An 18,247-nucleotide genomic window follows, 5' to 3' on the forward strand; every position below is an offset into this window, starting at 1 on the left:
GAGGCAGTCTATCATGGATTTCTGAATTTCCACTGAAAAAAGGAGGAAAAAAATTGACCTTTTCACAAGTTCGGAGTAAGCTGAAAGCAAGTCATCAAAAACGAGGAGACCGCACACATGGACTACAAAAAGCTCAGAGACACCCGGAACAGCTCCAACCCCTTCGCCCAGCGGCTGGGGATCTTTGTGGAGGAGATCGGCCCCGGCTACGCCCGGGCGGTAAAGGACATCACGGCGGAGGACGCCAACCCTGTGGGGGTTGCCCACGGGGGCTGCTACTTCTCCCTGGCAGACACGGCCTGCGGCTCCGCCATGGCCTCCCACGGATATTATGCCGTGACGGTGAACGCCTCCTACAACTTTCTCCGCAGCGCCAAGCTGGGGGACCATCTGGTGGCAGAGGCCCGGGAGACCAAGCCCGGCCGAACTCTCTGCTTTTACGAGGTGGAGATCCGGGATCAGGCGGGGACGCTGCTGGGGAACGGGTCCTTCACCTTCTACAAGCTGGACCGGGAGATCCCGCTGTGAGAAGCGCATACAAAAAGACCGCCCTTCGGCGGTCTTTTTGCATGCTTATTTCTTGAAGCTGTCCTTCAAGCTCACAGATCGGTTGAACACCAGATGGCCGGGCTTGGAGTCCTTGCTGTCCAGGCAGAAGTAGCCCAGGCGCATGAACTGGAAGCTGGCGGGAGCTGCGGCATCCGCCAGGGAAGGCTCCACCTTGCAGCCGGTGAGGACCTCCAGGGAGTTGGGGTTCAGGCACTCCAGGAAGTTCTTGTCGGCGGCGTCCGGGTCCGCGTCGGTGAACAGGTTGTCGTACAGCCGCACCTCCGCGTCGATGGCGGTGGCGGCATCCACCCAATGGATGGTGGCACCCCTCACCTTCCGGCCGTCAGCGGGGTCGCCGCCCCGGCTCTCCGGGTCGTACTCCGCCAGCACCTCGGTGACGCTGCCGTTCTCGTCCTTCACGCAGCCGGTGCAGCGGATGAGATAAGCCCCTTTCAGGCGGCACTCCGGTCCATTGGGGTAGAGCCGCTTGTACTTGGGCACCGGGGTCTCCAGGAAATCGTCGGACTCGATCCAGAGGTTGCGGGAGAAGGCGATCTCCCGGGTGCCGGCGGCGGGGTCCAGGGGGTTGTTCTCCACGGTAACGGTCTCGCTTTTCCCCTCCGGATAGTTGGTGATGGTCAGCCTGATGGGCCGGATCACCGCCATGGTCCGCTGGGCGGTCTCGTTCAGGTCCTCCCGCAGGCAGTGCTCCAGGAAGCCGTATTCCACCACGTTGGCAGACTTTGCCACACCGATGCGCTCACAGAAGTTCCGGATAGACCGGGGCGTATAGCCCCGGCGGCGCAGGCCGCAGAGCGTGGGCATCCGGGGATCGTCCCAGCCGGAGACCCTCCCCTCCTCCACCAGCTTGCGGAGCTTGCGCTTGCTCAGCACCGTGTGGTCGATGCCCAGGCGGGCGAACTCGATCTGCCGGGGATGGCTGGGCAGGTCACAGTGCTCTACCACCCAGTTGTACAGGGGGCGGTGGTTTTCAAACTCCAGGGAGCAGAGGGAGTGGGTGATGCCCTCCAGCGCGTCCTGGATGGGGTGGGCGAAGTCGTACATGGGATAGATGCACCACTTGTTCCCCTGGCGGTGATGGGGCAGGTAGTTGATCCGGTAGAGCACCGGGTCCCGCATATTGAAGTTGCCGCTGGCCAGGTCGATCTTGGCCCGCAGGGTGTACTTGCCCTCCGGGAACTCGCCGTTCTTCATCCGCTCGAACAGGTCCAGGCTCTCCTCGATGGGCCGGTCCCGCCAGGGGGAGCGGGCCGGAGTGGTGGTATCTCCCCGGTACTCCTTGAACTGCTCCGGCGTCAGCTCGCAGACATAAGCCAGGCCCTTCTTGATGAGGCCCACCGCCTGACGATAATCCTCGTCAAAGTAATCCGAGCCGTAGAAGAACCGGTCGCCCCAGTCAAAGCCCAGCCAGTGAATGTCCTGCTGAATGGCGTCTACGAATTCCTCGTCCTCCTTGGTGGGGTTCGTGTCATCCATCCGCAGGTTGCACAGGCCGCCGAACTTCTCCGCCGTGCCGAAATCGATGGTCAGCGCCTTGCAGTGCCCGATGTGCAGGTAGCCGTTGGGCTCCGGCGGGAACCGGGTGTGGACGGTCATCCCCTCGAACTGGCCGCCGGGGCCGATGTCCCCCTCGATGAAAGCGTGGATAAAGTTCCGGCTCTCCGGCGCCTCGTCCTGCGTCAGCTTGATCTCCTCTGCCATGCGCTGTCATTCCTCCCTCTCGCGCAGTGTATCGTTGGTATGCGTACACGTTAGGATATTTATTATACAAAATCTGACGGGGAAATGCAATACGTTGTTTTAGACGGCCATTGGCGGCATGGGGACAGCAAAAACTTATCATTAAGATAAACCTGCCGCTGGCAGCGCCTTTGGCGAACCGGCAGGACAGTTGCGTTCTTCCGCCGGATCTGGTACGATACGAAAAAAAGGCCGGCGTCTCCGGCGGAAAGAGAGCGTCTGTATGGAACCGGGATTCATCGATCTGACGGCGGAAAACATCGCCGATCAGCACCTGTGCTGCATCATCCGCAGCAAAAAGCCCCACCCCGGCGTGGAGGCTAAACGCCGGTGGCTGGTGGACCGCCTGCCGGAGGGGCACGTCTTCCGGAAACTGGATGTCAAGGAAAAGGTCTTTATCGAGCACGCCCCTTTGGAGACCGCCTGGGTCCCTGTAGAGGGGGACAACTATCTGTACCTCTACTGCCTCTGGGTGGCCGGTGCATACAAGGGCAAGGGGTACGGCCGGGCGCTGATGGAGCACTGCCTGGCGGACGCCCGGGACCGGGGAAAATCCGGCATCTGCATGCTGGGGGCGGAAAAACAGAAGGCCTGGCTCTCCGACCAGTCCTTCGCCCGGAAGTACGGCTTTGAGACGGTGGATGAAACGGGCTATGGCTACACCCTGCTGGCCCGATCCTTCGACGGTACCCTCCCCCGCTTTACGGACCAAGCCAGGGCGGGGACCATCGAGGAAAAGGCGCTGACGATTTATTACAGTGACCAGTGTCCCTATGCGGTCAACAGCCTGGAGATCATCCGGCAGGTGTGTGGAGAGGCCGGGGCTCCGTATTCTCTGGTGCCTGTGGACACATTGGAGAAGGCCAAGGCTCTTCCCTGCGTGTTCAACAACTACGCCGTGTTTTACGGCGGTGCCTTCCAGACGGTGAACCTGCTGGACGCCGCTTCTCTACGGCGGCTGCTGAAGCGGTAAAGCTGCCCTTTTCCGCCGCCGCAACCGATTGTTGCCGGATAGTTGGTGGTCAAAGGAGTTGAATTCTGGTAGCATAAAGTCTGAAAGGAGGTGTGTCCATGACCACGCTGGGTCAGCGGATCAGGGAACACCGCCGACGGGCAGGCTTGTCCCAGGAGGCTCTGGCCCGCCGGATGGATGTCAGCCGCCAGGCGGTTACCAAATGGGAGTCCAGCCAGAGCGCCCCCAGCACGGAGAACCTCTTCCGCCTGGCGGAGCTCTTCGGCACCACGGTGGACCTGCTGCTCCCATCAGAGGAGGCGGACGCTCCGGCGGCAGAGGCACCTCCACCCCTGTGGTCCCGGAGCCGCCGGCGTCCCCGGGTCCTGGCGGCTCTGGCGGTAACTGCGGGGTATCTTGTCTTTTACCTGCTGGGCCGCATCCTCTGGTGCCCCCTGGAGGACAGCTCCCTGCTGGGCTGGCTGCTGTGGGAGCGGCCCAGCGGCGGGGAGAGCTATCTCTACGGCTGGCTCCTCAGCAGCGGTCTCTTCTGGTGGGCCATGGCCCTCTCCGCCCTGACGGCGCTGCTGGGGCGGTACCGGCTCTCCTGCACCACCTGCGCCTATTTTCTCATCGGATTTTTGATGGGGCTGGTTCTGGGGCCCCACCCGCCGGGAGCGGCCATGGGACACGGGCACTACGGCTGGGCCTTCTGGGGATGCATCTATCTGCTGTCCCTCCCCATGGGGCTGCTGGCGGAACGGGCGGGACGGAAGGGCGTGACGTTCGCTTCCCGCCGGGGACGGCTGCTGGCGGCGGGACTGGTCCTGTGCCCGCTCCTGTCCGCCGTTCTGGCGGCGTTGGCAAAAGCGCCCTGAAATTTGTAAAAAGAGTCCGGAGAGAATGCACACCCTGCATCCTCTCCGGACTCCTTTTTACGGCCGGACTGCACGCTATTCCAGCAGCCAGTCCTCCACCACATCCCGCGCCGCGACGGGCGTCACGCTCCCCCGCATCAGCTTGGACAGCAGCGACAGGATCCCAGACTGCGAGGCGGTGATCCCTGGGATCTCCGTCCGCTCCCCGCCGCTCTCCACGCGGATGCCGTAGCACTCCCAGAGGGCGTCCCACTCCTCCACCAGCAGAAAGTAGTCCACCGGTACGCCGCGGCACGGCCTTCTTCCTACCAGGAAGGCCCGCACCTCGATTTCCTCCTTCTGTCTGTTGTCACACACGAACAAAAAAATTGTAGCACTGCCGTTTGGGGGAATGCTGTCGAACCCTGTCGATGGCCCGGCTTCCTCCCGCTTTTTACTGAGTTTTCACCATTCGGGAAAGGAACTCCTCCCGGCTGTATAACAGGTTCAACGCCTCTAACATGCCGTTGGGCGTCAGGTGCTCCGGCAGATCCAGCTGCTTCAGCAGCGCCCGGCGCTTCGCGGCGCTGTCGGTTCCGCCGGTGAGGCCCAGGGCGAACAGATCCGCCTTGGTGATAGGGTCTCCCGGACACTCCGCCGCCCCCTCGTCGGCGAAGGTGGCGCCCGCCCGGCGCAGGGCCTCCAGCAGCACGGCGGGCCTCATACCCTCCACGCCCAGCTTGCCCTCTTTGCCGGGGGTCCGCTTGCGGCGCTCCTTGCCTGGGATGTCCGGGATATATGCCTGCTTCACCCGATCCCGTGGGAGAGCACCCTTCAGATAGTTCCGGATGACGAACCCTGCCCCATCGCTGTCCGTCAGCACGATGAGCCCCCTCTGCTCCGCCAGGCGGCGGAGAAAGGCCAGCTTCTCCCGGTCGTTGAACACGGCGAAGCCGCCCAGTGTGATGATGGTAGCGTCCACCACCTGACTGAGGGCGTTTTTGTCGTAGCGGCCCTCTACCACAATGACCTCTCGGATCGCTTTCTTCATCGCCGCTGCGCCCCCAGACGCACCAGCAGCAGCTTCAGCTCGCCCACGGCGTCCACGCCCTTCTCGCTCTTCATCCGCCGGTCCAGCACCTGGCACATCTGCACCGCGTCGGCGCACCAGGCGGCCGTGGTCTTTTTGGCGGCGGAGAGCAGGAGTTTGGCCGGATAGTCGCTCTTCATCTCCCACAGCTCCATGAGCCAGTACTTGTCCTTGCCGCTGTCAATGGCCATCCGGGCGGTATAGATGCGCCGGAGCTGGCTGCCCAAAGCCGCCAGGATCATGATGGGCTCTGTCTGCATTTTCAGCAGATCCCCCAGGATGCGGGCCGCCCCGTCGTAATTCCCCTGGAGCACCGCGTCGGACAGGCGGAACACCTCCGCCGACAGCACCGGATCCGCCACAGCGTCGATGTCCTTCTGGGTGATGGCCCTGCCTTTGGCGTAGGCGCCGATCTTTGCGATCTCCGGCACCAGCCCCGTCATCAGACCGCCGCAGGTGAAGATCAGGTACTCCGCCGTCTGACGGTCGATCTCCTTCCCCAGGGCCTTGAACCGCCGGGCGATCCACACCACCAGGTCGCTGTTGTCCGCCGGACGGAACTCCACCGCTTCCACGTGGTCGGTGACGGCCTTGTACAGCTTCTTCATGGTGCGGTTGGGCTTGTATTCCACCGTGTCGTAGAGGAACACCACGCAGCAGTAGGGCGGCACATCCTCCAAAAAGGCGATCAGCTTTTCCCGCTGCTCCTCGTTCAGCTTGAACAGGTCGAAGTCCGACACCACGATCAGCGTCCGCTCCGCCATCATGGGCATGGCCTCCGCCGTCTCTGCCAGGGTCTGGACCGTCAGGTCCTTCCCCTCCAGGGTGTGGTAGTTGAACTCCTCAAACCCGGCGGGGACCAGCTTCTTCCGCAGCTCTTTGAGATAGTACTCCCGGAGATACGTCTCCTCCCCGTAGAAGATGTAGGCGTTCCCCGCCGTTCCCGCGGCCAGGTCGTTTTTCAGTTTCTGAAAGGCCTCGTTGGCCTTGGATGTCTTTTTCGCGTATGCCATGGTGTCTCCTCAATTCACAGATAGATGGACGGTACCCTGCTTGTCCGTCCGGTAGATCTCCACGTCTGCCAGCACCAGGCGGCGGAGGGCGTCCTCCGTGGGGTGGCCGTAGCTGTTGTCCCCCACGCTGATGATGCCCGTCTCCGGCGTCAGGGCCTCCAGCAACTCCTTCGAGGTGGAGGATTTGGAGCCGTGGTGGCCTACTACCAGGGCCTCGATGTCGGGCAGATCATGGTCGGCGATCAGCTGCCGCTCCGCCGCCATGTTCCGGTCCCCGGTAATCAGCAGGTCGTAGTCGCCATAGGTGCACAGGACGGCCAGCCCCTGTTCGTTGTCGCCCTCCACGTCCCCCGGCGGGTAGATGGTGAGGCTGCTCTCCCCCAGGGTGTAAACCGTCTCCGCCTCCACGTATTGAATGTCCACGCCGTGGTTCCGGGCGGCCAGCTCCACCCGGAACCGCGCCCCTGCATCGTCGGACACGTCCGGCAGGAGCAGAGTGTCCACCCGCGCTCTTGCCAGCAGCTCCGCCACGCCGGAGATGTGATCGTAGTCGTAGTGGGTCAGAATCAGATAGTCCAGCGTCCCACAGCCCATGGTGGCCAGGTGATCCGCCGCGATGCCGCCGGCGTCGTACCAGCTGTTGCGGCTGCCGCAGTCCACCAGGGCAAATTTCCCGCCGGAGGTCAGCAGCACGCTCTCCCCCTGCCCCACGTCCAGCACATAGGCGTCCAGGCCGCCCCGGGTGTAGTGGGGCGCGCCCAGCCGCACCGTCACCGCCAGGGATACCGCCGCCAGCACACCGGCCACGGCATACTTCCGCCGGGCCTTGGGCCGCAGGAAAAAGGCCGCGGCGAAGAGGACATACAGAAATACCAGCCAGTATTTCAGATACGGGTTGGTGAAGTACAGGGCGTGGTGGGGGACAGACGCCAGAACCCCGGATATCCAGAGGATATACCGGGTCAGCAAAGCCGGCACGAAGCCGATCACCGTCCCCAGAGGCACCCAGAGGAAGCTCGCCAGGACTGCCCCAAGCCCCAGCGTGAACACAAGGCTGGAGGCTGTCAGGCACAGCAGGTTGCTTACCGGAGAGATCAGTACCAGCGACCCGAAGTAGACAGCGCACAAGGGCACCGTGAATGCCATGGCCCCCACGGTGGCCGACAGGCTGGAAACCAGCAGTCGGCAGACCTTCCCACTCGGTCTCTCCCCCAACAGCAGGTCCTGGAGCTTCGGCGTCAGCCAGAGAAGCCCCGCCATGGCTCCGAAGGACAGCTGCAGACTGATGGAGGCCGCCGCAAAGGGGTTCGCCAGCAGGATCAAAAACAGGGCGGCGGACAGCGTGGTGGGCGGGTCGCTGTCCCGCTGAAACAGGGGTGCCGCCAGCACGAACACCACCATGATGCAGGCCCGGACCACCGAGGGACTGGCCCCGGTCAACAGCGTATAGAACATCAGGACGGGCAGCGCCAGCGCCGCCGCCAGACGGTGCCGGTGCCGTCCTGTGAGCAGCAGAATCAGCGTCATCAGAAAGCCGCAGTGCAACCCGGACACGGCCAGGATGTGGCTGAGTCCCGCCTCCGACAGGTCGGACCGGGCTTCTTCCGACAATCCGGACGTGTCCCCGGTGAGGATGGCGCTGAGGAACGCGGCCTCATCTCCGTCAAACAGCGCCGTCACCCGGTTCTGCATGGCCCGGGCCGCATGGGCGGGCCACCACCGTGGCGAGCCGGCGGATCCCTCACCGTAGACGGCCTCGTCTCCCCGCTGGTAGGCCAGCAGGAACACTCCCTGAGCGGTGAAGTTGGTAATGGTATCCTCCCGAAGCCGGGCGGAATCCTGAAATTTCACCTGTGCCGCCACCGTCTGGCCCGGCTCCAGGTCCAGCAGGTCCGCCCCGCCGTAGCAGACCACCTTGCCCAGGGGAACCCCCTCCAGCTTCACTGTCACCTTGGCGCCGTAGTCCGTGGGGACGGCGTACTCCAAAAGAGTCATGGAAGCGGTGCCCTCGCTGCCGGACAGGGCCGCAAGAGGCGCCCGTACAGCATAGCTGTACAGCCAGTTCCACCCCAGGGCCAGGGCCAGCCCCGTGCCCACCAGCAACACCCGCTTCCGCCAAAGTCCCGGCAGCAGCAGGGCGAGGCAGGCCGCGGCAAAGAAAACTGCCGCCACGGGCAGAAGAAGCCTCTCCGGCAGCAGATACTGGGCCAGACAGATCCCCAGAGCGAAGGACACGGTGAACGCGGCCAGCTTGCGCATGGTCTCTCCTCTTTTCCATCCTGCCAAACAGCTCGTCCAGCGGCTGCCCAGAACAGCGGGCAGGCTGCAAAAGAGCCGCAATTTTGCTCTCTCCGCCGGATCCATGCATAGGCCGCCGGGATTCACGGCACCTGCTCCGTTGCCCCGTGTCAGCCCTTTGGCCGGACGCGCTTTCTCCCAATGATTCTGCTTTCCCGCCTCGCCCCAGCCGATCACAGCTGTTTGGAAAAATGGGGAAAGAGAAACCATTTGGGTACATTATACCGGGAACCGGCGGGAAATACCAGCCCTTTTTCCATAAATCATGTTCCCTGCTCTTGACGGCTCTCTCCGCCCGGCGTAAGATAGCAGTAATCAGTGGAAATTCTTCCACCAAAAAAGAGAGGAGCGTTGACCATGAAACGCATTCTGACCATACCGGCCGCGACCTTGTTGCTGACTGCGGCAATGGCCGGGACCGCCTCCGCCTCTTCCTACGACTCCGTTGCGGAGGAATTGTCCGCCATCGGCGTGTTCCGGGGCACCGCCGGCGGCTTTGAGCTGGACCGCGCCCCTACCCGTTCCGAGGCCGCCATCATGCTGGTGCGGCTCTACGGCGCCGAGGACGAGGCCAAAGCCGCCTATGAGGCGGGAGAGATCTCCATGCCCTTCACCGACGTGAGCGAAACCGCGGCCCCCTCCGTCGCCTGGCTGTACAGCCAAGGCATCACCAACGGCACCTCCGCCACCACTTTCGGCGCATCCAGTCCGTGCAGCGCAAAAATGTATTGCGCCTTCCTGCTGCGGGCACTAGGCTATGAGGACGGCGTGGACTTCCTGTACGCAGACACGCTGGACTTCGCCATGCTCCACGGCCTGTTCAACCTCTCCATGCTGGACGCCGCCCCCTTCCTGCGGGACGATCTGGCTGCCGTCACCTACCAGGCCCTGGGCGCTGATCTCAAGGACGGCAGCACCTATCTGCTGGCCAGCCTGGTGGAGAGCGGCGCCATTGACGCCGAGGCCGCCCGGCCCATTACCGAGAAAATCGAGGCCTACCGGGCCCTGACCGCCGCCAGCCAGGCCTCCTCCACCGGCATCGACGCGGACTATACCATGAATATGGGGATGGACATTGCCGTTGACGGCTCCGATGGGACCGAGACCATCCACGAAACCATGTCCGTGGCCGTCTCCGGAAACGGCCGCATCCAGATGATTCTGAAAGACCCGCTCCAGCTGGCCATTTCCATGAACATGAACATGGAATCCAACACGGCAGGCGCCGGCCCCGATGTGACCATGCAGGATCAAGTCTCTGTTCAGGAGTGGATGCAGGACGGCTGGGTCTATATCCAGGAGGAGATGGACGGAACCACAGACCGGTACAAATATCCGGTTGGCAACATGGACGGGTTCGCGGAGTTTTACCAGGAGATGCTGCAGATCAGCGGCCAGATGAACAGCATGATGCTGCCCATGATCGACTCCATCGACGTCTCCCGCACGGGCTCCCGCACCGTATACACCATGAAGATGGATGACAGCCTGAACAGCCTTCTGGAGGATCTGCTGACGGCCTTGCAGGAAGAGCTTGCCGCCATGGAGAGCCCGGTGGACCTCACCGCAGATCTGCAGAGCTGCACATACGTCTACACCGTCGGTTCCGACGGAGAGCTGGAGTCCTGCACCGCGGACTTCGACCTGGATCTGGTGCTGGGCCTGCCTGTCACGGAGACCGAAAATGCGCAGATTACTGCCAAGCTCCAGATGGATATGCAGATGGATGTCAACGCCACCGGCGATGATGTGCGCATCTCTTATCCCAGCTTCTCCAACTTTGAGGACCTGACCCCGGTCCTCTCCGGCGGTGAGCTGTAACCCCCCCCTTCTAATTCAGTAAGAGAGCGCCGCGAGCAAAGCTCGCGGCGCTCTCTTATGCTCCAACGGACGGCAAATCAGGAAATTGAAATCATTTTGCCTCAGCGGTACAGCCGCCCCTCTCGAAGGCCGCATCAGCCCGGAGGCCACGTCATATCTCTGCCGCTCAGTACGTGGAAGTGCAGATGAAACACGCTCTGCCCCGCCTGCATTCCCCACCTGGCCAAGCCCGGTGGGGGCCCCGGATAAAACTTGAGCGGGCAGGCAAAGCCCGCCCGCTCCAAGGTTTTGCTTCGCAAAACGCTTGCACGCGCTCTCGCGTGCGGCCCCGCCGGGGCCGTGGCTCCCAGGCATCAGCCCGGAGGCCACGTCATATCTCTGCCGCTCAGTACATGGAAGTGCAGATGAAACACGCTCTGTCCCGCCTGCTCGCCGATGTTGGAGACCACCCGGTAGCTGTCCAGCCCCTTTTCCTTTGTCAGCTTGGCAATGACCTCGAAGATATGAGCCACCACTGTGCTGTTGTCCGCGGTGATCTCAGACACAGAGCCAATGTGGGCCTTGGGTACCACCAGGAAGTGGGTGGGCGCCTGGGGATCAATGTCATTGAAGGCGTAGCACACGTCGTCCTCGTAGACCTTGCTGCTGGGGATCTCCCCGGCAACGATCTTGCAGAATAGGCAATCGGACATTTTCAAACCTCCTTTGATGTGATCGGTATAAACTGATGATAAACGGGATCGTAGCGATAGTCAACCCCCGCCAGCGTCTCCCGCAGGGACTGCTCGTCCGCATCCAGGGACGCGCACAGATCCTCCAGGTCCGCATACTGGTCCCGGAGGCGGGCGTTGAGGAAGCTCAGAAGAATGTAGGGGTCCTTGGGCAGCAGCATGGCAGCCCCCTTTCTCTGTAAAGGGAAAATACTTGCGATATTCTGAAAGTAAATAATTTTACCGCACGGGTGTGTAGTTGACGGATGCTTCCTCCTCTGTGGTCTCCAGCTTGAAGATCACGGGGCGGAGCCCATCGTTGCAGGAGCAGATGGCCACGCCGGGCCTGCGGATCCAGTCGCCGTAATAGAACAGACCCTCTCCCGCCCCGTGGGCCAGGGCGAACACATACTGATAGATAGCCTTCCAGGCCTCGTCACAGAGGCCATCCGGCTTGGCGTAGTCGGCGTAGAACACCTGGCCTTCCCGCAGCATGGGGCAGGGGCCCAGCCCTTCAGCGCCGTATTCCGCCGCCAGCTCTTCATCCAGGGTGGTTTTCAAGACGGTGATCTTGACTTTTTTCATGGATCGTCCTCCTGGTAAAGATCAAATGTGATAGGTGGAAATTCAAACAGGGGCTTTTCCTTCCTCTGCATCCCCCGCTTGGGCTTCTCTAACCCCAGTGTGTCATAATATGCGTCGGAGAAATTCAGGACCGACGGGTCAAAGCCCGTCTGGAGCTCCTTCACCCGCTGGAATGGGTCCCGGGACCGGATGTGGAATGTCTCCGCCAACAGGTCCAGGGATGCGTCCCGGCTCTTGAAGTCCTCCTCGCAGCCCGGCCAGGTGTTGGCATCGTTGTCCTCCAGAAGCTTCCGGAACCGGGTCGCGTCCAGCATGAAGATCTGCGCCAGAGGACTGGTACATTTGCAGTAGAACAGATGGGAAAGGAACTCCCGGAAGTCCGCCCCCACCGGCAGCACAAAGGTGCCCTCTTCTGCCAGCTCCGGCTCCACGCAGTACACCGCCTCATCCCCCGGCAGGAGGACGAAGTGCGTCCCGCAACTGCCCCAGCCAATGATCTCGGCATTTTCCGGGGTACAGAAATACCGTACCGGGTCGGCGTCTGTCTCCGGTTCCAGCTCCAGCATGGAGAAGTCCAGAGGCAGGCCGAAAAACGTCTTGACGTCCTCTCGAGTTGACATAAAGTTCTCCCACTCCACTCTGCTCCCGCCAGGCCTTTGCCCGGCGAGGCCCCGGGGAAGGTGTCATCTACAGCTTACTTCAGCTTTTCCGCCACAAAATCATCCACGGTGGCCAGTGCATCATCCAGCTTCAGCAGGTCACTGCCGCCGCCCATGGCGCTATCAGGCTTGCCGCCGCCCTTGCCGCCGCAGATGGCGCAGACACTCTTCACCAGGTCGCCGGCCTTGATGCCGCGCTTCACCGCCTCGGGACCGCAGACTGCCAGGAAGGTGATCTTCTCCCCATTGGCAGAAGCCAGCACTGCCACAACATCCGGGGCCTTGTCCCGCAGGAAATCGCCCATCTGCCGCAGGGCGTTCGCATCCATGCCGTTACGGATAGCGGTCAGGACCTTCAGGCCGCCCACGTTCTTGGCGGCGGTCAGGAATTGCCGGGCCTCGCCCAGGGACGCCTCGGACTTGAACTTCTCCAGCTCATGGCGCAGCTCCTTCATCTCCGCTGCCTGCTGCTCCGCCTTGGCGGCCAGCTCACCAGGTGTTGTCTTCAGCACTTGAGCGGCGTGGAACAGCAGCTCCTGATTCCGGTTCATGGTGTCCAGGCTCAGTCGGCCCACCGTGGCCTCGATCCGGCGGACGCCCGAGGCGACGGAGCCCTCGGACTTGATGCGGAAGGGACCGGCCTTGGCGGTGTTGTCCAGATGGGTGCCGCCGCAGAACTCCATGGAGAAGTCGCCCATCTCCACCACGCGGACGATATCGCCGTACTTCTCACCGAACATGGCCACGGCGCCCTTCTTTTTGGCCTCCTCGATGGGCAGCACCTCCGTCGCTACGGGGTAGCCCTCCAGGATGGCGTCGTTCACCAGCTTGTCGATCTGAGCCAGCTGCTCCGGGGTGATAGCCTCAAAGTGCGTAAAGTCAAAGCGCAGCCGGTCCGGCTCCACCAGGGAGCCCGCCTGATGCACATGGTCGCCCAGGACCTTCTTCAGGGCAGCGTCCAGCAGATGCGTGGCGCTGTGAGCCCGCATGATGGCCTTCCGGCGCTCCATGTCGATGGATGCGGTGACGGTCTCCCCCACGCTGAGGGTGCCGGAGACCACCTTGCCGGAGTGCATGAACTTGCCGCCCTTGTTCTTCTGAACATCCGTCACCTGGAAGGTGCCGTTGGGTCCCTGAATGGTGCCGTGGTCTCCCACCTGGCCGCCCATCTCGGCATAGAACGGCGTCTGGTCCAGCACCAGGATGCCCTCCACGCCCTGAGCCAGCTCGTCCCGCAGTTCCCCGTCGGCCACCAGGGCCAGGACTCTGCCCTGCTCGCTGGAGCGATCATAGCCTACGAACTCCGTGGCGGGCATGTCCTTGCCGAACTCGATGCCTGCCCAGCCCAGGTCGCCCAGGGCCTCCCGGGCCTTGCGGGCGCGGACCTTCTGCTCTTCCATCAGAGCCTTGAAGCCCTCCTGGTCCACGGTCATGCCGGCCTCCTCCGCCATCTCCACGGTCAGGTCGATGGGGAAGCCGTAGGTGTCGTACAGCTTGAAGGCGTCAGCGCCGGAGAACACGGTCTCCCCCTGGGCCTTGTGGGCGGAGAGCATATCGTCATAGATCTTCATGCCGGCGTCCAGGGTCTTGGCGAAGTTCTCCTCCTCCGTGCGGATGACCTTGGTGATATAGGCTTGCCGCTCCCGCAGCTCGGGATAGTGGCCCTCGTTCTCATGGACCACGGTGTCGCACACCTCATATAAGAAGGGATGGTTCACTCCCAGCAGCTTGCCGTGCCGGGCGGCCCGGCGCAGCAGGCGGCGCAGCACATAGCCCCGGCCCTCGTTGCTGGGCAGAACACCGTCACAGATCATGAAGGTGGCGGAGCGGATATGGTCGGTGATGACCCGCAGGGAGACGTCGATCTTGTCGCTCTGCTCGTACTTGGCGCCGGTGATCTCGCTGACCTTGTTGGTGATGTTCATGACGGTGTCCACGTCGAACAGACTGGCCACGTTCTGGCTGACGCAGGCCAAACGCTCCAGGCCCATGCCAGTGTCGATGTTCTTCTGCTTCAGCTCGGTGTAGTGGCCCTCTCCGTCGTTGTCGAACTGGGAGAACACCACGTTCCAGACCTCGATATACCGGTCGCAGTCGCAGCCCACGGTGCAGCCGGGCTTTCCGCAGCCCCACTCAGGGCCCCGGTCATAGTAGATCTCGGAGCAGGGGCCGCAGGGGCCGGAGCCGTGCTCCCAGAAGTTGTCCTCCTTGCCGAACTTGAAGATCCGATCCTCGGGGATGCCGATTTCATCCCGCCAGATGGCGAAGGCCTCATCGTCGGCGGGGGTGGTCTCGTTGCCGGCGAACACGGAGGGATACAGCCGGTCCGGCTCCAGACCCACCCATTCGGGAGAGGTCAGGAACTCCCAGGCCCAGTGGATCGCATCCCGCTTGAAGTAGTCTCCGAAGGAGAAGTTGCCCAGCATCTCGAAGTAGGTGCCGTGGCGGGCGGTCTTGCCGATGTTCTCGATGTCGCCGGTGCGGATGCACTTCTGGCAGGTGCAGACCCGATGGCGGGGGGGCTCCTCCTCCCCGGTGAACCAGGGCTTCATGGGCGCCATGCCGGAGTTGATCAGCAGCAGGCTGGCGTCGTTCTGGGGAATCAGGGAAAAGCTGGGCAGCCGCAGGTGTTCTTTTGTCTCAAAGAATTTGAGAAACATCTCCCGCAGCTCGTTCAGTCCGTATGTGGGATGTGCCATAAATGTTCTTCCTCCTAAAAATATCTTTTTATTCTCAATAATATATGATAAATAAAAGCAATACCGCCTGTTATTTTCCAGTCGCCGGCATGGTGGGATCCGTCAGCTCCGCCGCGGCCAGCAGCTGCCGGGCCGCCATGCCGATCTTCCGGGGCAGATCCGGCAGTTCCCTGTCCAGCCGCACCTGCAGCTCCACCTGTCCCTTGACCACGCCCCAGCTGTTGTTCTCCAGATGCCGGGGCCAGTAAGCCAAGGAGATGTCTCCCGGGTTCGGATGTCCGAACGCCGCGACAATCAACCGGTGCGCCCGAAAGAAAGCCCGATAAGACCGGGCGGTTCCCTTCCAGAAGGGGACCTCCGTCAGCTCCGGCGGCAGCTCCTCCCAGCAGGGAGTGTCCTCCCATCGATCCCACAGAGCCAGCAGTGCCGTCCCCAGCTCCGGAGCCGTCAGCGGCGGGGACAGGGTCTTTACCGCTGCAAGAATGTGCGAAGGCCCGCTCCGGCTGCGGATCACCGGAAACAAAAGGAATCTCCCCTCTGAATCGGAAAAAATCTGGATGCCACCCAGGCGGGACGGGTGCGGAGATTGGGCTCGCTGAAAGAACACCAGTATATCCCCTCTTTTCTAAAGCAGAAAAACCGCCCCTGACGCACGTCAGGGGCGGAAGAACTTCCACGGTACCACCCTGATCTGTCCCATGGGGACATCTCATGTCATCCGCTAACGGGGATGAGCCGTCCCGCTCGCCGCAGGCCGCTCCAAAGTGGCTGCTCCGCGGCGTGGGCAAGGGGCTCGCACCGTCTCCCCTCTCGCTTGGCCGGTCTCGCGAAGCTGGCTTTGTCATAGCTTTTTGCTGTTTTCAGACACAATTATTATAAACGTTTCTGCCCGGTTGTCAACGGGAAAATCACAGTTTTTTTCCCTTGCCTCCGGAAATCCCCGGGACCTTCTTTCCTGTCAGAATGCAGACGCCGTCCGCCACGCACTTGCCACAGCCGATGCAGCTGGTAGGTCCGCTCTTCCGGCTGTACGCCGCCCAACAGTAAAACGCAGTGCCCGCCAGAATGATCCCCGTCGCCAGAATCTCATGCCACGCCATGTTGCAGCCCCCCCTTTTTGTTTTTAGCCTACCACACAAAGGGGGCACTTGTCTGTGGCAGCTGCAACAGCCGCAGGCCCAGCAGCGGCAGCAGCTCCGCCGCAGGAGCCGGAAGTTCCGGCAGTGGAAATTCCTGGGGCTCCACCACGCCGCCGCCCGGCCGAGGCAGCTGCCGCTGGACGCAGAGGACCGGTTCCGCCAGGCTGGACAGGGTGAGACTGTCCCTGGAGGACAGGCCATAGGTGACCACCGTCTCCGCCGTGATGCGCTCCAGCGGCGCGGTACAATCCCCCGGCACCAGCAGCACCCGGCACAGGGCGGCCGTATCCCCCAGCTCCCCGCACCCCCGGCGGGTCAGGACCAGCAGTGGCCAATACTGTTCCGCCAGCGCCTCCGCCCGCTCCGCCCCCAGAACGCCGGGCGGCAGCAGCTTTCTCCACGCCGGGGGACAGCAGAAGATAACTCCCTCCATCAAAACACCTCCCGGCTAGTGTCTGCTGGAGGTTGGATTCCATGCAAAAAATTTGCTCGTCATTTTGCCCCTGCCGTGCTATACTGGAACGTAAGATACTGGAAACGGGGTGATCTCCTTGCATTTCTGGGCCCATCTGCGGACCATAAACCGCCACCGGGCACTGGTGCGGAAGTACTGCTTCCGCCTGGGGCTGTACTGGCAGGGCCTGATCCATGACCTGTCCAAGTACGCCCCTGTGGAGTTCTTTGCCGGGGTGAAATACTTCCAGGGGGATCACAGCCCAAACGACGCCCAGCGGAAGGAACATGGATACAGCGCCTCCTGGCTCCACCACAAGGGCCGCAACTGCCACCACTTTGAGTATTGGACGGATTACAGCCCCACCGGCGAAGGGATCGTAGGTGTGGAGATGCCGAGAAAATATGTGGCGGAGATGTTCTGCGACCGTCTGGCCGCCAGCAAGGTCTACCGGGGAAAGGATTTCAATCCCGGTGACCCTTACCAGTTCTATCTCCGGGGCAAGGACCGGCGGCTGCTGATCCACCCGGCCACCGCGGCGCTTTTGGAGACCATGCTTTTAAAGCTCCGGGATGAGGGCGAGGACGCGGCCTTTGCATATATCCGGCAGGAGATCCTGGGAAAGTCCCAGGATGCCCCACCGCCGGACCCCCGGCGCTTTTGACAGGTGCACAGACTGTCCCCCTCCCACTGATGCCGAGAAGAGCCGTATGCCGGCGGGCAAACATTGACCATGTTTGCCCGCCGGCATGAGACTGGGCAGCGATTTACTTGATATGGGCGCCGATCTCCGTCAGCAGCCGCAGCAGGGGCCGCCACAGGTCCGGGTGGTGCTCCAGCAGAAAGGTCTGGACCTCCGGGGCCGTCAGGCCGTCTCCCCACAGCAGCACATGGCTGCCGGAGGCGAACTCCCCCACGGCGGTGGGCGCCACGGCGGAAACCGCCACGGCGATCTTGGCGGCAATGGCCGCCACGCCGCCGGCATAGACCCCCACGGCGCTGACCCCCAGGGCCAGATACCCCAGGGCCGCCACGCCAAAAGCCGCCAATCCCCCCGCCACGATGCCCAGGGACAGCATTCCCATGGCCAGCACGCCAAAGGTGAACAGGCCCACCCCCACGATGCCGATGGCCACCACGCCGATGGCGCAGTTGCCGATGGCGATGATGCCCTTGGCCGTGTTATCCATGGACAGTTTCCCGTTCCGGACGAAGCCGAACCGGATAGACACCAGGGGCAGGCCGAAGATCCGGGTCTTGCTGTCGTAGCGGTAGACCCTGCCCTTCACATAATTGGTCAGCTCGTCCACCTTTTTCTCCAGCCGGTCTGCCTGCTTGGAAGAGATTTCCCCGCTTCCGCCGCATGGATTGTCCGGCTCCTCCATCCAGTCCTTCACCAGATAGTCCACGGACACGCCGAACAGCTCTGACAAGGAGATCAACTTCACAAGTTCCGGCATGGCAGTGCCGCCCTCCCACTTGCTGACAGACTGCCGGGTGACCCCCAGGCGGTCTGCCAGCTGCTCCTGGCTCATGCCGGACTTCCGCCGCAGCCCCGTCAATTTCTCGGAAAATGTCATCGGAGAACACTCGCTTTCTCATTTGGATGCCCTTATGATAAGCCACCCGCCGCGCACCTGGCAAGAACGCGGCGGGTGGA

The 18,247-nt window shown here is 62.5% G+C and carries 20 protein-coding genes; 5 read left to right on the top strand and 15 right to left on the bottom strand.

What is annotated here, in order from left to right:
- Positions 1-117 precede the first annotated feature (117 nt).
- Positions 118-528, top strand: a complete 411-nt coding sequence (locus DN611_RS07865) for a PaaI family thioesterase (protein ID WP_021749861.1) — start codon at positions 118-120, stop codon at positions 526-528.
- A gap of 45 nt (positions 529-573) precedes the next feature.
- Here DN611_RS07865 and DN611_RS07870 read toward each other — a convergent pair whose 3' ends face one another.
- Positions 574-2,271: a glutamine--tRNA ligase/YqeY domain fusion protein gene (locus tag DN611_RS07870; protein WP_119311032.1), complete on the bottom strand. Its 1,698-nt coding sequence runs from the start codon at positions 2,269-2,271 to the stop codon at positions 574-576.
- A 262-nt stretch (positions 2,272-2,533) separates the two neighbouring features.
- Between DN611_RS07870 and DN611_RS07875 the strand changes: the two genes are divergently transcribed.
- Positions 2,534-3,283 carry a GNAT family N-acetyltransferase gene (locus tag DN611_RS07875; protein WP_025544539.1) on the top strand — a complete coding sequence of 250 codons (750 nt, stop codon included), beginning with the start codon at positions 2,534-2,536 and terminating at the stop codon, positions 3,281-3,283.
- A 98-nt stretch (positions 3,284-3,381) separates the two neighbouring features.
- A complete protein-coding gene (locus DN611_RS07880) occupies positions 3,382-4,140 on the top strand; it encodes a helix-turn-helix transcriptional regulator (protein ID WP_119311033.1) in 759 nt (252 codons plus the stop codon).
- Between the two features lie 75 nt (positions 4,141-4,215).
- Here DN611_RS07880 and DN611_RS07885 read toward each other — a convergent pair whose 3' ends face one another.
- The 4 genes from DN611_RS07885 to DN611_RS07900 form a co-directional block, all read right to left on the bottom strand.
- Positions 4,216-4,464, bottom strand: a complete 249-nt coding sequence (locus tag DN611_RS07885; RefSeq protein WP_051319917.1) for a DUF6514 family protein — start codon at positions 4,462-4,464, stop codon at positions 4,216-4,218.
- 109 nt (positions 4,465-4,573) lie between these two features.
- Positions 4,574-5,170 carry a toprim domain-containing protein gene (locus tag DN611_RS07890; protein WP_119311034.1) on the bottom strand — a complete coding sequence of 199 codons (597 nt, stop codon included), beginning with the start codon at positions 5,168-5,170 and terminating at the stop codon, positions 4,574-4,576.
- On the bottom strand, positions 5,167-6,222 hold the full coding sequence (gene holA / locus DN611_RS07895) for a DNA polymerase III subunit delta (protein WP_021749854.1): 1,056 nt from the start codon (positions 6,220-6,222) through the stop codon (positions 5,167-5,169). Before holA ends, DN611_RS07890 begins: the two co-directional genes overlap by 4 nt.
- 9 nt (positions 6,223-6,231) lie before the next feature.
- On the bottom strand, positions 6,232-8,481 hold the full coding sequence (locus DN611_RS07900; protein WP_119311035.1) for a DNA internalization-related competence protein ComEC/Rec2: 2,250 nt from the start codon (positions 8,479-8,481) through the stop codon (positions 6,232-6,234).
- Positions 8,482-8,877: 396 nt separating this feature from the next.
- On the opposite strand from DN611_RS07900, the gene DN611_RS07905 reads away from it, so the two are divergent.
- Positions 8,878-10,341, top strand: coding sequence for an S-layer homology domain-containing protein (locus DN611_RS07905; RefSeq protein WP_119311036.1), 1,464 nt, complete (start codon positions 8,878-8,880; stop codon positions 10,339-10,341).
- A gap of 134 nt (positions 10,342-10,475) precedes the next feature.
- Here the strand turns inward: DN611_RS07905 and DN611_RS07910 are convergent, their stop codons facing one another.
- The 9 genes from DN611_RS07910 to DN611_RS07950 form a co-directional block, all read right to left on the bottom strand.
- Positions 10,476-10,553, bottom strand: coding sequence for an HIT domain-containing protein (locus DN611_RS07910; RefSeq protein ID WP_084192840.1), 78 nt, complete (start codon positions 10,551-10,553; stop codon positions 10,476-10,478).
- A 141-nt stretch (positions 10,554-10,694) separates the two neighbouring features.
- Positions 10,695-11,033, bottom strand: a complete 339-nt coding sequence (locus DN611_RS07915; protein WP_021749307.1) for a histidine triad nucleotide-binding protein — start codon at positions 11,031-11,033, stop codon at positions 10,695-10,697.
- Between the two features lie 2 nt (positions 11,034-11,035).
- The gene (locus DN611_RS07920; RefSeq protein WP_025544731.1) at positions 11,036-11,233 is read right to left on the bottom strand and encodes a DUF4250 domain-containing protein; all 198 of its coding nucleotides are present in this window, start codon (positions 11,231-11,233) and stop codon (positions 11,036-11,038) included.
- A gap of 58 nt (positions 11,234-11,291) precedes the next feature.
- Positions 11,292-11,636, bottom strand: a complete 345-nt coding sequence (locus DN611_RS07925; protein WP_119311037.1) for a TIGR04076 family protein — start codon at positions 11,634-11,636, stop codon at positions 11,292-11,294.
- Entirely contained in the window at positions 11,633-12,256 is a 624-nt protein-coding gene (locus tag DN611_RS07930) for a hypothetical protein (protein ID WP_119311038.1), read from the bottom strand. The genes DN611_RS07925 and DN611_RS07930 overlap by 4 nt, the downstream gene beginning before the upstream one ends.
- A gap of 74 nt (positions 12,257-12,330) precedes the next feature.
- A complete protein-coding gene (gene alaS / locus DN611_RS07935) occupies positions 12,331-14,994 on the bottom strand; it encodes an alanine--tRNA ligase (protein WP_119311039.1) in 2,664 nt (887 codons plus the stop codon).
- Between the two features lie 70 nt (positions 14,995-15,064).
- A complete protein-coding gene (locus tag DN611_RS07940; protein WP_119311040.1) occupies positions 15,065-15,517 on the bottom strand; it encodes a hypothetical protein in 453 nt (150 codons plus the stop codon).
- A 385-nt stretch (positions 15,518-15,902) separates the two neighbouring features.
- Complete coding sequence (locus DN611_RS07945; RefSeq protein WP_119311041.1) at positions 15,903-16,094, bottom strand: hypothetical protein; 192 nt, start codon at positions 16,092-16,094, stop codon at positions 15,903-15,905.
- A gap of 28 nt (positions 16,095-16,122) precedes the next feature.
- A complete protein-coding gene (locus DN611_RS07950) occupies positions 16,123-16,566 on the bottom strand; it encodes a hypothetical protein (protein WP_021749314.1) in 444 nt (147 codons plus the stop codon).
- Between the two features lie 118 nt (positions 16,567-16,684).
- Between DN611_RS07950 and DN611_RS07955 the strand changes: the two genes are divergently transcribed.
- Positions 16,685-17,251, top strand: a complete 567-nt coding sequence (locus DN611_RS07955) for a DUF5662 family protein (protein WP_119311907.1) — start codon at positions 16,685-16,687, stop codon at positions 17,249-17,251.
- Positions 17,252-17,354: 103 nt separating this feature from the next.
- On the opposite strand, the gene DN611_RS07960 is transcribed toward DN611_RS07955, so the two are convergent.
- On the bottom strand, positions 17,355-18,167 hold the full coding sequence (locus tag DN611_RS07960) for a helix-turn-helix domain-containing protein (RefSeq protein WP_119311042.1): 813 nt from the start codon (positions 18,165-18,167) through the stop codon (positions 17,355-17,357).
- Positions 18,168-18,247 lie beyond the last annotated feature (80 nt).

The sequence above is a fragment of the Oscillibacter sp. PEA192 genome (assembly GCF_003574015.1).
Lineage (GTDB): Bacteria > Bacillota > Clostridia > Oscillospirales > Oscillospiraceae > Oscillibacter > Oscillibacter welbionis.

Bases quoted from the DNA above. Each gene is read 5' to 3' on its own strand.
- holA (WP_021749854.1), bottom strand. From the start codon at position 6,222: ATGGCATACGCGAAAAAGACATCCAAGGCCAACGAGGCCTTTCAGAAA.
- DN611_RS07930 (WP_119311038.1), bottom strand. From the start codon at position 12,256: ATGTCAACTCGAGAGGACGTCAAGACGTTTTTCGGCCTGCCTCTGGAC.
- DN611_RS07900 (WP_119311035.1), bottom strand. From the start codon at position 8,481: ATGCGCAAGCTGGCCGCGTTCACCGTGTCCTTCGCTCTGGGGATCTGT.
- alaS (WP_119311039.1), bottom strand. From the start codon at position 14,994: ATGGCACATCCCACATACGGACTGAACGAGCTGCGGGAGATGTTTCTC.
- DN611_RS07865 (WP_021749861.1), top strand. From the start codon at position 118: ATGGACTACAAAAAGCTCAGAGACACCCGGAACAGCTCCAACCCCTTC.
- DN611_RS07890 (WP_119311034.1), bottom strand. From the start codon at position 5,170: ATGAAGAAAGCGATCCGAGAGGTCATTGTGGTAGAGGGCCGCTACGAC.
- DN611_RS07905 (WP_119311036.1), top strand. From the start codon at position 8,878: ATGAAACGCATTCTGACCATACCGGCCGCGACCTTGTTGCTGACTGCG.
- DN611_RS07870 (WP_119311032.1), bottom strand. From the start codon at position 2,271: ATGGCAGAGGAGATCAAGCTGACGCAGGACGAGGCGCCGGAGAGCCGG.
- DN611_RS07950 (WP_021749314.1), bottom strand. From the start codon at position 16,566: ATGGAGGGAGTTATCTTCTGCTGTCCCCCGGCGTGGAGAAAGCTGCTG.
- DN611_RS07920 (WP_025544731.1), bottom strand. From the start codon at position 11,233: ATGCTGCTGCCCAAGGACCCCTACATTCTTCTGAGCTTCCTCAACGCC.
- DN611_RS07925 (WP_119311037.1), bottom strand. From the start codon at position 11,636: ATGAAAAAAGTCAAGATCACCGTCTTGAAAACCACCCTGGATGAAGAG.
- DN611_RS07880 (WP_119311033.1), top strand. From the start codon at position 3,382: ATGACCACGCTGGGTCAGCGGATCAGGGAACACCGCCGACGGGCAGGC.
- DN611_RS07960 (WP_119311042.1), bottom strand. From the start codon at position 18,167: ATGACATTTTCCGAGAAATTGACGGGGCTGCGGCGGAAGTCCGGCATG.
- DN611_RS07875 (WP_025544539.1), top strand. From the start codon at position 2,534: ATGGAACCGGGATTCATCGATCTGACGGCGGAAAACATCGCCGATCAG.
- DN611_RS07945 (WP_119311041.1), bottom strand. From the start codon at position 16,094: ATGGCGTGGCATGAGATTCTGGCGACGGGGATCATTCTGGCGGGCACT.
- DN611_RS07915 (WP_021749307.1), bottom strand. From the start codon at position 11,033: ATGTCCGATTGCCTATTCTGCAAGATCGTTGCCGGGGAGATCCCCAGC.
- DN611_RS07910 (WP_084192840.1), bottom strand. From the start codon at position 10,553: ATGCAGGCGGGGCAGAGCGTGTTTCATCTGCACTTCCACGTACTGAGC.